The 12,160-nt window shown below is 73.7% G+C and carries 9 protein-coding genes; 1 reads left to right on the top strand and 8 read right to left on the bottom strand.

What is annotated here, in order from left to right; all coding sequences use genetic code 11:
* Positions 1-4 precede the first annotated feature (4 nt).
* From AB0O82_RS26925 to dxr, 5 genes are all read right to left on the bottom strand, one after another.
* On the bottom strand, positions 5-556 hold the full coding sequence (locus AB0O82_RS26925; protein ID WP_063347629.1) for a GNAT family N-acetyltransferase: 552 nt from the start codon (positions 554-556) through the stop codon (positions 5-7).
* A gap of 70 nt (positions 557-626) precedes the next feature.
* Positions 627-1,502, bottom strand: a complete 876-nt coding sequence (locus AB0O82_RS26920; RefSeq protein WP_350885688.1) for a GNAT family N-acetyltransferase — start codon at positions 1,500-1,502, stop codon at positions 627-629.
* Positions 1,503-1,659: 157 nt separating this feature from the next.
* The gene (gene ispG / locus AB0O82_RS26915) at positions 1,660-2,820 is read right to left on the bottom strand and encodes a flavodoxin-dependent (E)-4-hydroxy-3-methylbut-2-enyl-diphosphate synthase (protein WP_363586514.1); all 1,161 of its coding nucleotides are present in this window, start codon (positions 2,818-2,820) and stop codon (positions 1,660-1,662) included.
* A gap of 143 nt (positions 2,821-2,963) precedes the next feature.
* Entirely contained in the window at positions 2,964-4,268 is a 1,305-nt protein-coding gene (locus AB0O82_RS26910; RefSeq protein WP_363586513.1) for a site-2 protease family protein, read from the bottom strand.
* A gap of 119 nt (positions 4,269-4,387) precedes the next feature.
* Complete coding sequence (gene dxr, locus AB0O82_RS26905; protein ID WP_350885642.1) at positions 4,388-5,617, bottom strand: 1-deoxy-D-xylulose-5-phosphate reductoisomerase; 1,230 nt, start codon at positions 5,615-5,617, stop codon at positions 4,388-4,390.
* Between the two features lie 84 nt (positions 5,618-5,701).
* On the opposite strand from dxr, the gene AB0O82_RS26900 reads away from it, so the two are divergent.
* Positions 5,702-6,370 (top strand): NAD(P)-binding oxidoreductase, encoded by a 669-nt coding sequence (locus AB0O82_RS26900; protein ID WP_363586512.1) that lies wholly within the window; start codon positions 5,702-5,704, stop codon positions 6,368-6,370.
* Between the two features lie 89 nt (positions 6,371-6,459).
* Here the strand turns inward: AB0O82_RS26900 and AB0O82_RS26895 are convergent, their stop codons facing one another.
* The 3 genes from AB0O82_RS26895 to AB0O82_RS26885 form a co-directional block, all read right to left on the bottom strand.
* Complete coding sequence (locus tag AB0O82_RS26895) at positions 6,460-7,902, bottom strand: aldehyde dehydrogenase family protein (RefSeq protein ID WP_063347635.1); 1,443 nt, start codon at positions 7,900-7,902, stop codon at positions 6,460-6,462.
* Between the two features lie 214 nt (positions 7,903-8,116).
* Positions 8,117-9,682, bottom strand: a complete 1,566-nt coding sequence (locus AB0O82_RS26890) for a PucR family transcriptional regulator (RefSeq protein WP_363586511.1) — start codon at positions 9,680-9,682, stop codon at positions 8,117-8,119.
* Between the two features lie 153 nt (positions 9,683-9,835).
* Entirely contained in the window at positions 9,836-11,932 is a 2,097-nt protein-coding gene (locus AB0O82_RS26885; RefSeq protein WP_363586510.1) for an ATP-binding protein, read from the bottom strand.
* Between the last annotated feature and the right edge of the window lie 228 nt (positions 11,933-12,160).

Raw genomic sequence — 12,160 nt, 5'->3', positions numbered from 1 at the left:
AGCCCTACGCCTCGCCCGGCCCGCGCAGCGGAAGCCGGGCCCCCATCACCGCGTACAGCCGGTCCGTGGCGGGAAAGCGCACCGCACGGGCGAGGTCCTGGTAGCCGAGCGCCCGGTAGAGCCGCCGGGCGGGGGTCTCCGCGTCGATCGCGGAGAGGATGCTGCGCTCCAGCCCGGAGCGCTCGCAGAGGGTGCGGATCAGCCGGGAGCCGACGCCCTGGCCCTGGTACTCGGGCAGCACGTGCAGCTCGGTGACGGCGAACACGTCGTCCAGCCAGGCGTCGTGGCCGCGCGCGTCCAGGTAGGGCTCGATCACCGTGCTCCACCAGTGGTCGCGCTGGTTGGGCATCCCGTAGCCGAAACCGACCAGCCGGCCGCCGCTCATCGCGCCGAGCGCGATCACCCCGGGCTGGTGGGCGTGCCGGCCGACGATGTGCAGCCGGACCGCGACCTCCTCGGCCGTCAGGCCGAACGCCACCGCCTGGACCTCCAGCGCCTGCGGCGCCCAGGCCGCAAGGTCGATGGCCTCGATCGTCACCCCGGTCAGCTGATCCATGCCTCGGACGTTACTACCCGTGGGCCGCCGGCGCGGGCGAAGATCGGAACCGAACTCCCGGGGAGCGGACTCAGAACAGCACGCTCATGAACGCGCCGACCTCACGGAAGCCGACCCGCCGGTAGGCGGCCCGGGCCCGCAGGTTGAAGTCGTTGACGTAGAGCGAGACCACCGGGGCGATCTCGCGCAGCGCGAGGTCGAGGACGGCGGCCATGCCGGTCTCGGAGAGGCCCCGGCCCCGGTACCCGGGGGCGACCCAGACGCCCTGGACCTGACAGGCGCCCTCGGTGACGGCGCCGATCTCGGCCTTGAAGACGACCTCGCCGTCCTCGGTGAAACGCGCGAACGACCTCCCGGCGGAGACGAGTTCGGCGACCCGGGCCTGGTAGAGCAGGCCGCCGTCACCGGCCAGCGGGGAGACCCCGACCTCCTCGGTGAACATCGCCACGCAGGCGGGCATCAGCGCGTCGATCTCCTCCCGCCGCACCCGCCGCACCAGCGGGTCCGGCGCGATCTCGGCGGAGGGCACGGCGGTGGCCAACAGCGGCTGGTGGGCGCGGACTTCGCGGGCCGGGCCCCAACTGCGTTCCAGCAGCGCCCAGAAGGCGGCGGTGGCCCCGGCCGGGCCGACGATCGAGGAGCAGCGGCGGCCCTGCCGGCGGGCCCGCTCGGCGAAGGCGGCGACGGCCTCCGGCCCGGCGTCGACCAGGACGAGGTTGGCCCCGGCGTAGCAGAGCGCGGCGAGGGCGCCGTCCCCGTCGTACCAGCCCCACATCTCGCCGCCGAGCCGCCAGGGGTCCAGACCGACGGCCTCGACCCGGGTGGCGACGAAGGAGTTGGCGACCGGGTCGCGGTGGAGGATCTCCAAGGCGTCCGCGAGGTCGGGGGGCTCCAACACGCGGGTGGTGGCCAGGGCGCGGGCGGCCTGGAACGAGCCGGGGAGCATCACACCTCGATCGAGCATCGAGACAGCACCTCACTGAGACGAATCTGGCCGCACCCTACTCCGTGGCCCCACCCGGCTACGGCCGCGGGGCCGTCCGCGAACGGACGGCCCCGCTTCCGGAAGACTGCGCGCGGCGCACCGCGCGGACCCTGTGTGGTCAGTCGGCCGCGACGACGGTCGGCGTACCGGCCTCGACGCCCGCCTCCTGCATCTGCTCGGCGAGCTTGAGCGCCTCCTCGATCAGGGTCTCGACGATCTTCGACTCGGGGACGGTCTTGATGACCTCGCCCTTGACGAAGATCTGGCCCTTGCCGTTGCCGGAGGCGACGCCGAGGTCGGCCTCGCGGGCCTCGCCCGGGCCGTTCACGACGCAGCCCATGACGGCGACGCGCAGCGGCACCTCCATGCCCTCCAGGCCGGCGGTGACCTCCTCGGCCAGCTTGTAGACGTCGACCTGGGCGCGGCCGCAGGACGGGCAGGAGACGATCTCCAGGCCGCGCTGGCGCAGGCCGAGCGACTCCAGGATCTGGTTGCCGACCTTGATCTCCTCGGCCGGCGGGGCGGAGAGGGAGACCCGGATGGTGTCGCCGATGCCCTCGGCGAGCAGCGCGCCGAAGGCGACCGCGGACTTGATGGTGCCCTGGAAGGCGGGGCCGGCCTCGGTGACGCCGAGGTGCAGCGGGTAGTCGCAGGCGGCGGCCAGCTGGCGGTAGGCGTTGATCATCACGACCGGGTCGTTGTGCTTGACCGAGATCTTGATGTCGCGGAAGTCGTGCTCCTCGAACAGCGAGCACTCCCAGAGCGCGGACTCGACCAGGGCCTCGGGGGTGGCGCGGCCGTACTTCTCCAGCAGGCGCTTGTCGAGCGAGCCGGCGTTGACGCCGATCCGGATCGGCACGCCGGCGTCCCTGGCGGCCTTGGCGATCTCGCCGACCTTGTCGTCGAAGGCCTTGATGTTGCCCGGGTTGACGCGGACCGCGGCGCAACCGGCGTCGATCGCGGCGAAGACGTACTTCGGCTGGAAGTGGATGTCGGCGATCACCGGGATCTGGGACTTCTTGGCGATGATCGGCAGCGCGTCGGCGTCGTCCTGGGTGGGGACGGCGACCCGGACGATCTGGCACCCGGATGCGGTGAGCTCAGCGATCTGCTGCAGCGTGGCGTTGATGTCCGAGGTCACGGTGGTGGTCATCGACTGCACCGAGACGGGAGCGTCACCGCCGACCGGTACGTTGCCGACCATGATCTGCCGGGATACACGGCGCTTGGCGAGCGGCTTGAGCGGCAGGGACGGAATACCGAGCGAGATCGCGGTCATGTGCGCAGGGTTCCCCGGGGTTGAGGTGTGGTCGACCGCCCGGCCAGTGGGACGGCCGAGGCCGGGCGCGCCTCGATCGCGCACCCGGCCTCCACGGTACGGCACGGCGCCGGACCCCAGCACACCCGCCGTACCCGAACGCTCTAGCTGATCTTCACCGGGTTCACCAGGTCGGCGACCATCACCAGCAGGGTGAAGCCGATGAAGACGCTGGCCACGACGTACGCCACCGGCATCAGCTTGGCGACGTCGAAGGGCCCGGGATCGGGCCGCTTGAACAGCTGAGCGAATCGGCGGCGGACCGATTCCCACACCGCGCCCGCGATGTGGCCGCCGTCCAGCGGGAGCAGCGGCAGCATGTTGAACAGGAAGAGCGAGAGGTTGATCCCGGCCAGCAGGTTGACGAACATCGCCACCCGCTGGCTGGCGGGCAGGTCCATGCTCACCAGTTCACCGCTGACCCGGGCGGCGCCGACCATGCCGATCGGCGAGTCCGGGTCACGCGGGGAGTCCCCGACCACGGCGTTCCACAGACCGGGGATCTTGCCCGGCAGCGCGGCCAGCGACTTCACCCCGTTCTCGGCCATGCCGACCATCCGGTCCAGGGACTGCCCGAAGCTCTGCTGGACGACCCCCTGCTTGGGGGTGAAGCCGAGAAAGCCGGCCTGCACGGTCTGGCCCTTGAGCGGCACGCCGTTGCCGTCGTACTTCTGCACGTCGTTGACGGCGATGACGGGCTTGAGGACGAGTTGCTGCCCGCCCCGGTCGACCAGGATCTCGACCTGCTGGCCGGCCGACTTCCGGATGTCCGCCTGGAGCTGGTCGTAGTCGCGGATCCGGTCCCCGCCGAAGGAGAGGACCTTGTCCCCCTGCCGCAGCCCCACCTCGTTGGCGGGGGTCTTGGGCGCGTCCGCGGGGCACACGTCGGTCGGCGAACCGGCCTTGACCACGCACTGGGCGACCGAGCCGATGGTCGGCACCGCCGTCGAGACGCCGAAGCCCATCAGGACCGTCAGGAACAGGCCGAACGCCAGGACCAGGTTCATGAACGGCCCGGCGAACATGACGATGACGCGCTTCCACGGCTTGCGGGTGTAGAACAGCCGGTGCTCGTCGCCCTCCTGGAGCTCCTCGTAGGAGGCCTCTCGGGCGTCCTCGATCATGGTGCGCCAAGGGGAACTGCTGCGCTTGGTGATCCGGCCGTCCGCACCCGGCGGGAACATCCCGATCATCCGGATGTAGCCGCCCAGCGGGATCGCCTTGAAGCCGTACTCGGTCTCGCCCTTCTTCCGCGACCAGACGGTCGGGCCGAAGCCGACCATGTACTGCGGCACCCGGATGCCGAACAGCTTGGCCGTCGAGAGGTGGCCGAGCTCGTGCCAGGCGATCGAGACGAGCAACCCGACCGCGAAGACCAGGATGCCGACCACCGTCAAAACCATTGCCACCGCTGGCCCTCCGTCATGCCGCTCCGCTCGTCGTCTTGTCTTACCGCAGTCACGCCCGGCCGGACACCCGGTACGGGTACACCCGGCCGGAAACGGCCCACGCCGTCAACCCGCCGCCGTCAGCCCGCCGCCAGCTCGCGGGCCCGGGCGCGGGCCCAGTCCTCCGCGTGCAGGACGTCCTCGACCGTCAGGGAAGTTCCCGGCACGGGCGTGCCGTGCTCGGCGACGACCTTGGCAACAGTGTCCACGATTCCCGTGAAAGCGAGGCGCCCCTTCAGGAACGCCTCCACGCACTCCTCGTTGGCCGCGTTGAAGACCGCCGGCGCGGTACCGCCCAGGGTGCCCACCTCGCGGGCCAGCTCCACCGCCGGGAAGGCCTCGTCGTCCAGCGGGAAGAACTCCCAGGTCGCGGCCTTGGTCCAGTCGCAGCCGGGGGCGGCGTCCGGCACCCGCTCCGGCCAGCCCAGACCCAGCGCGATCGGCATCCGCATGTCCGGCGGGCTGGCCTGCGCCAGCGTCGAACCGTCGGTGAACTCCACCATCGAGTGCACCACCGACTGCGGATGGACCACGACCTCGATCCGGTCGAAGGGCACGTCGTACAGCAGGTGCGCCTCGATCACCTCCAGGCCCTTGTTCACCAGGGTCGCCGAGTTGATCGTGACCACCGGGCCCATCGCCCAGGTCGGGTGCGCCAGCGCGTCCTGCGGCGTCACCCCGGCCAGCTGCTCACGCGTCCGGTTGCGGAACGGACCGCCACTGGCCGTCACCACCAGCTTGCGGACCTCGGCCCGGGTACCGCCCGCCAGCGCCTGGAACAGCGCCGCGTGCTCGGAGTCCACCGGCACGATCTGCCCCGGCCGCGCCACCGCCTTCACCAGCGGGCCGCCGACGATCAGCGACTCCTTGTTGGCCAGCACCAGCACCCGGCCCGCCCTCAGCGCGGCCAGCGTCGGCCGCAACCCGATCGACCCGGTGATGCCGTTCAGCACCGAGTGGCACTCCATCGCGGCCAGCTCGGTCGCCGCGTCCGGCCCCGCCAGCACCGCCGGCAGCGCAGCGCCCGCCGCCTTCGCCGCCAGCGCCGCGCGCAGCGCCGGCTCGGCCGCCGGGTCCGCCACCGCCACCGTGTGCACGCCCAGCCGCAGCGCCTGCTCGGCGAGCAGCTCCACCCGGCCGCCGGCCGCCGACAGGGCGACCACCCGGAACCGGTCCGGGTTGCGGAGCACCACGTCGATGGCCTGGGTGCCGATCGACCCGGTCGAACCGAGGATCACCAGCTCCCGGGGGCCGGAAGGGTCCTGCACGGTGGGCGTGAACCGCAGCTGCGGGTGGGCGAGCGAAGTCATGCGCCCATTGTGTCCTGCCCGGGGCCCCGCGCAGGACGCCTCCCGACAGGACGCCGGTCCGCGCCCCGGGCTACCGTCGGAGCCATGCGTACCGTCATCGCCGGGGGCCACGGACAGATCGCGCTGAAACTCGAACGGCTGCTCGCCGCGCGCGGCGAGCGGCCCGCCGGGATCATCCGCCGCCCCGAACAGGCCCGGGACCTCACCGACGCCGGCGCGGAACCGCTGCTGCTCGACCTGGAGTCCGCCACCGCCCCGCGACTCGCCGAACTGCTCGCTGGCGCCGACGCGGTGGTCTTCGCCGCCGGCGCCGGACCGGGCAGCGGCGCCGCCCGCAAGAACACCGTCGACCGCGACGCCGCCGTGCTGCTCGCCGACGCCGCCGAACTCGCGGGCGTCCGGCGCTACCTGATGGTCTCCTCGATGGGCGCCGACGCCCACGCCCAGCACCCCGCCGACGAGGTCTTCGAGACCTATCTGCGGGCCAAGGGCGCCGCCGACGACGCCGTCCGGGCCCGCACGGCCCTGGACTGGACGGTGCTGCGCCCCGGCCGCCTCACCGACGGCCCCGGCACCGGCCTGGTCCGGCTCGCCGCCTCGGTCGCGCGCGGCGCCGTGGACCGGGCCGACGTCGCCGCCGTCCTCGCCGCGCTGCTGCGCGCACCGGGCACGGCCGGGCAGACACTGGAGCTGGTCGCCGGCGACACCCCGGTCGAGGAGGCCGTCTCCGTCGCGGGCGGACACAACGGCTGACACGGGCGGACACGACGGCTGGGCCGACCGGGCCCCGGAACGGGCGAAGGGCCCGGTCACCGGACCGGGCCCCTCACTCACGGGTTCGCTCAGAGGTCGAGGCCGCTGAGGACCAGGACCTTCTCGACCGTGTAGTCGTCCATCGCGTACCGGACGCCCTCACGGCCGACGCCGGAGTCCTTGACGCCGCCGTACGGCATCTGGTCGGCGCGGTAGGACGGCGCGTCGCCGATGATCACACCGCCGACCTCCAGCTCCCGGTGGGCGCGGAAGGCGGTCTGCAGGTCGTGCGTGAACACGCCCGCCTGAAGGCCGAACGCCGAGTCGTTGACGGCCGCGAAGGCCTCGTCCACGCCGTCCACCCGGTGCAGCGACAGGACCGGGCCGAACACCTCGGCCTTGGCCAGGATCGCGTCCGCGGGCAGCTCGGCCAGCACGGTCGGCGCGTAGGTCGCACCCTCGCGGCCCCCGCCGGCGAGCACCTTGGCGCCCTTGGCGACCGCGTCGTCCACCCAGGACTCCACCCGCTTCGCGGCGTTCTCGTCCACCAGCGGGCCGACGTCCGTCGCGTCGTCGTTCGGGTCACCGGTGACCTGGGCCTTGACCTTGGCCACGACCTTCTCCACCAGCGCGTCGTACACCGACGCGTCGGCGATCACGCGCTGCACCGAGATGCAGGACTGGCCGCCCTGGTAGTTGGCGAACATCGCGATCCGGGTGGCCGCCCAGTCCAGGTCGGCCTCCGAGGACCAGTCGGCGAGCACCACGGCCGCGGCGTTGCCGCCCAGCTCCAGGGTGCAGTGCTTGCGCGGCACCGAGTCCATGATCTGGTAGCCGACCTTGTCCGAACCGGTGAACGAGATCACCGGCAGGCGCTCGTCCTGCACCAGCGCCGGCATCCGGTCGTTCGGCACCGTCAGGATGCTCCACGAACCGGCCGGCAGGTCGGTCTCGGCCAGGATCTCGCCCAGCACCATCGCCGACAGCGGCGTCGCCGGGGCCGGCTTCAGGATGATCGGGGCACCGACCGCGATCGCCGGGGCGACCTTGTGGGCGACCAGGTTCAGCGGGAAGTTGAACGGGGCGATCCCCAGCACCACACCGCGCGGGAAGCGGCGCACCACCGCGAAACGGCCCACGCCGCCCGGGTCGGTGTCCAGCCGCATCGTCTCGCCGTTGGTCCGGCGGGCCTCCTCGGCCGCCCAGCGGAAGACCGACACCGCGCGGCCGACCTCACCACGGGCCCACTTGATCGGCTTGCCGTTCTCCGCGGTGATCAGCTGGGCGAGCTCCTCGGTGCGCTCGGCCAGGCGCTTGGCCACGTGGTCCAGCGCGGCCGAACGGACGTGCGCCGGGGTGGCGGCGAACACCGGCAGCGCGGCGACGGCGGCGTCCAGCGCCTCCTCGACCTGGGCCTCGGTCGGGATGCTCACCTTGCCGACCAGACGGCCGTCCCAGCTGTTGTGCACCTCGAAGTCGGCGTCGCCGCTCGCCCGCCGGCCGGCCAGCCAGAAATCGTACGTGGTGGTCACCGTGGTACCGGCCCTCTCCTCGTCGTCATCGGGCCCACGGGTGTGGGACCCGAACCCGAGGGTAGGTGGGCCGGCGCACCGACCGGATTGGCCGACTCGGAGCGTTCGCCCCCGACGCTGCTCCATCCCGTCCAGGGCCTCCCGGGCTGAGCCCGGACGGGGCCCGGTCCGGTGCGGCCCGGTGCGGTGCGGCTCTGTGCGGCTCGGGTGCGACCTACTCCTCGCCGGAGCGCAACGCCAGCCACAGCTCCATCCGCACGTCGGTGTCGTCCAGCGAACGCCCCAGCAGCTCCTCGACCCGCCGCATCCGGTAGCGCAGCGTGTGCCGGTGCACCCCGAGATCGGCCGCCGCCGCGTCCCACTGCCCGTGCCGGGACAGCCACGCCCGCAGCGAGGCCACCAGATCGCCGCGGGCCGTCCGGTCGTGCTCGCGCAGCGGCCGCAGCAGCCCCTCGGCGAACGCCGTCACCGCGTCCTCGCCGAGCAACGGCAGCAGCGACCCCGCACCGACCTCCTCGTGGTCCACCGACCGCCGGCCACCGCGCAGCGCCACCGCCAGCGCCCGCTCGGCCTGCGCGTGCGCCGTCCCCGCGTCCTCCAGCGCGGCCGGCGCCGACACGCCCAGCGACAGGCCCTCGTGCTCCTCCACCGCACCCAGACAGGCCCGGTGCACCGCCCCGTTGTCCAGCGCCAGCACCATCAGCCGCGCCCCGTGCGCGCCGTCCTCCCGCGCCACCAGCAGCTTCTCGCCCACCCGGGCACCCGCCTGCTCGGCCCGGTCCCCCAGCTCCCCGAGCGCCTCCGCGGCCTCCGCGTTCGGCCCGGCCCCGGCCACCAGAACCCGTATCGTCCCCTCCGGCATACCGCCGAACAGCCCCACCGCCACCTGGCGGGCCGTCGCCACCTCGCCCGCCAGCACCATCCGCAGCAGCGCCGCGCCCATCCGCTCCTCGGCCTGGCGCAGCTCGCGCGAGCGCTCCAGCGTCAGGGTCAGCAGCGCCACCGCCGCGTTCAGCACGTACCGCTCGGTCGGGGTGATCCGGTCCTCGGTGCCCACCGCCAGGAAGCCCCGGGCCCGCCGGTCCGCCCCCAGCGACTGGACCACCACGTAGTCCTCGTCCGCCGTGTCGATCCCCGGCGCCCGCCCCTGCAACGCGGCGCTCGACGGCGCCGGACGCCGGCGCAGCCGGTCCACCTCCGCCGCCAGCCGCCCCGCCCGGCGCGCCGCCCAGTCCGGCGCCACCACCGACAGCGCCCCCGAGCCGTCGTACAGCGCCGCCCAGCCGCCCAGCCGGGCCGCCAGCCGGCGCACCACCGCCGTCGTACCGTCCTTGCCCAGCGCGGCCCGGGTCAGCTCCTCCTGCGCCTCGAAGGAGGTCGTCACCGCCTCGTACTGCTCCGCGGCCAGCGCCGCGGACACCACCTTGCTGATCGCGATGAACGGCGTCGGCTCCGGCACCCGCAGCAGCGGCAGCCCCCGCTGCGCGGCCGCGTCCACCAGCGGCTGCGGCACCTCCGTATGCGACAGCCCCACCCCCAGGCCCAGCCCCACCACCCCGGCATCGGCCAGCCGGTGCACGTACGCCTGCAACTGGGCCGCCGTACGGCCCAGCTTGATCCCGGTGGTGAGCAGCAGCTCGCCACCCTCCAGGAACGGCGTCGGGTCGTCCAGCTCGCTGGTGTGCACCCAGCGGACCGGCCGCTCCAGGTGGTCCGCGCCGGCGAGGACCGTCAGATGGAGCGAACTGTTGCGGACAACGGAGGCGAGTGTGGGGGGCATGGCACCTTCGGGGGATCGACCTGACCGCGCCGTTGCGGCCGGGCGAGGAGAGGGCAATGGGACAAGTGAGAGTCTCTCCCCCTCATTATGGACGCTCCGGACAACCGGCACTGCCGAATCCACCGTGACGGCGAGCTTCCGCCCCTCGCCCCGTCAGCCCCGAAGATCCACCAGCAACGGCGGCACCTGCTCCCCCGACACCGCGGTCAACGACACCACCGCGTGCCCCGCCGGCAGCGCGTGCGCCAGATCCGACGGCGACCAGCGCAAGCGCTCCACGTCCCGCGTCGTCACCGACTCCGTCTGCGCCGCCGTCCCCGACAACGCCCGCCGCCCCAACCGCCCGGCCCGCCGCACCACGCCGCCCGAGGTGTCGGGCGTGTGGGTCACCGCGGTCTCCTGCACCAGGTGCGTCCCCCAGGCCTCCGAGAACAGCCGGCCGTCCCACGGCGCGATCCCCGGGAACGCCATCCGGCAGCCGACCGCGCCGAACAACGGCGCCCGCAGCGCCTCCGGCAGATCCACCAGCGTGCGCAGCAGCAGCACCGCGCCCGCGTTCGCCCCCCGCATCCGCTGCACCCCGCGCACGGCGGTCGCGTCCAGCGCCGCCGAGGCGTCGTCCACCACCAGGCCGGCGAACAGCGAACGGTCCGTACGGGCCCCCGCCGCCTGCACGAACTGCCCCACCACCAACCGGGACAGCATCCGCGCGGCCTCCGGATGGCTGCGCTCCGGCAGCTTCACCCGCACCCGCAACGGATGGTCCAGCACCCGCATCGCGAACGGGGGCCGCCCGGTGCCGTCCGTCGCGAAGGCGCCCTCGAAGGCCGGCCGGTCCAGCAGCGCCAGCCGGTCCGCCAGCAGCGCCCCGGGATCGTCCGCCCGGCCGCGCTGACGCTCCCGGTGCTCCAGGTCCCGCTCGTACACGGCCAGCCGGCCCGCCACCCCGAGCGCCTTCACCAGGGCCGCCAGCACGTCCGGCTCACCGGCCAGCAGCGCCCGCAGCTCCCGCACCCCCGGATAGCGGGCGTACGCGGCGTGGAACGGGCCCACCACCTGCTGCAGCGCCGTCCGGGCGTTCTCCGCGCGCGCCGTCAACTCGTCCGGCAGCAGCGCCTCGGCCAGCCGGGCGGCCGCCTCGTCCGGATCCTGCGCCGCACCGTAGAGGTCCAGCCCGTACACCGACGCCGGATCACCGGGCGCGATCACCACGTCGTACCAGGCGTCCGGGCCGAGATCCGCGTCCGCCGCCCCCACCACCACCACGCACGCGGTGCCGGCCAGCGCCTGCAGACACAGCGCCTCCGCCACCGGCCGCGCCAGCCGCGCCGTCTTCCCCGTCCCCGCCGGACCCACCGCCAGCAGCGACGTGCCCAGCAGCGCCGGATCCAGCGCGAAACCGGCCGCCCGATGACTCAGCGGGTTCTTCGGCACGTCCTGGGCGGTCCCGAGGCAGACCTGGCCCAGCAGCAGATCGTGCCGCTCACCCCGGTCCGCCAGCTCCCGCGACTCCGAAGGGTGCGCGAAGGCCGCCCCACCGCGCGCCACCACCTGCTCGACGAAGGCCGGCACGAACGCCGGATCCGCCTGCGCCGACTCCCACGCCCGCTGGATCCGCACGTAGTCGACGTCCCCGACCGCCTCCCGCTCCAGCCGCCCCGCCGCCTCGGCCGCCCCGCCCTGCCGCAGCCCGCCCCACGGGTCCAGCCGCCGCACCACCTGGGCCACCGCCACGCCCTCCTCCGCGGGCTGCTCCTGCGTCACCGCCCGCGACAGCAACGGCGACACGTACCGCCGCCACACCTCGGGCCAACGGCCCATCCGGCCGAAGAGCTTGATGACGACGCCGATCACGAGCGCGTTGACCACCAACAGCGTGAACATGGCCTCGGACTCGGACGGCGACGCGAGCGGACCGATGCCGGCCTGTCCGCCGAACCACACGAGCACGTACATCAGAAGCTGCGTGCCGTAGAGATAGGCGAACCACCCCACCACCGCGTTGAGTCCCGCCCGCAGGAGCAGCGGCCAGGCCGCGACCTGGGCCGCCTCCGCCCGCTCCGGGTCGATGGGGCGGTAGCCCAGCCGGTAGACGCCGGGTTCGGCTTCCGGGCGCGGGGCCGCGGCCCAGGTGGGGAGGTCGAAGGCGGGGGCCCCGTCGGTGCGGGTGCCGGGCCGCTGGTGCGGCATGGGGGCCGGGGGTCTGGTGGTGGTCCGATCGGTGTGGTGGTGTGCCCCGTCGTGCGCCATGTACGGCCCCGCTCCCTCGCCCGCCCGGCCCGATCGCCGTCGGTGCCGCCATACCCATGCCGCCGTACCGGCGACACGCCCGCGCTCAATGTAGTGGAGCGGGGCCTGCTGGTAGTCGCACCACCCGCGCTGGCCGTGCCGGACAAGTCGGACGGCTCAGTGCTACCGAGTGGCGCATGCCCGGCCGGGGAGGGCGGCCGTAGCCTGCGAAGCACCGAGCCGAGAAGT

It is taken from the genome of Kitasatospora sp. NPDC088264, assembly GCF_040685715.1.
In the GTDB taxonomy this organism is placed as follows: Bacteria; Actinomycetota; Actinomycetes; order Streptomycetales; family Streptomycetaceae; genus Kitasatospora.
This window is presented reverse-complemented; position numbering and strand designations above follow the sequence as displayed.

Excerpts from the sequence above, each read along its gene's own strand:
- AB0O82_RS26925 (WP_063347629.1), bottom strand. The coding sequence starts at position 556 with ATGGATCAGCTGACCGGGGTGACGATCGAGGCCATCGACCTTGCGGCC.
- AB0O82_RS26920 (WP_350885688.1), bottom strand. The coding sequence starts at position 1,502 with ATGCTCCCCGGCTCGTTCCAGGCCGCCCGCGCCCTGGCCACCACCCGC.
- ispG (WP_363586514.1), bottom strand. The coding sequence starts at position 2,820 with ATGACCGCGATCTCGCTCGGTATTCCGTCCCTGCCGCTCAAGCCGCTC.
- dxr (WP_350885642.1), bottom strand. The coding sequence starts at position 5,617 with ATGACTTCGCTCGCCCACCCGCAGCTGCGGTTCACGCCCACCGTGCAG.
- AB0O82_RS26900 (WP_363586512.1), top strand. The coding sequence starts at position 5,702 with ATGCGTACCGTCATCGCCGGGGGCCACGGACAGATCGCGCTGAAACTC.
- AB0O82_RS26890 (WP_363586511.1), bottom strand. The coding sequence starts at position 9,682 with ATGCCCCCCACACTCGCCTCCGTTGTCCGCAACAGTTCGCTCCATCTG.
- AB0O82_RS26885 (WP_363586510.1), bottom strand. The coding sequence starts at position 11,932 with ATGGCGCACGACGGGGCACACCACCACACCGATCGGACCACCACCAGA.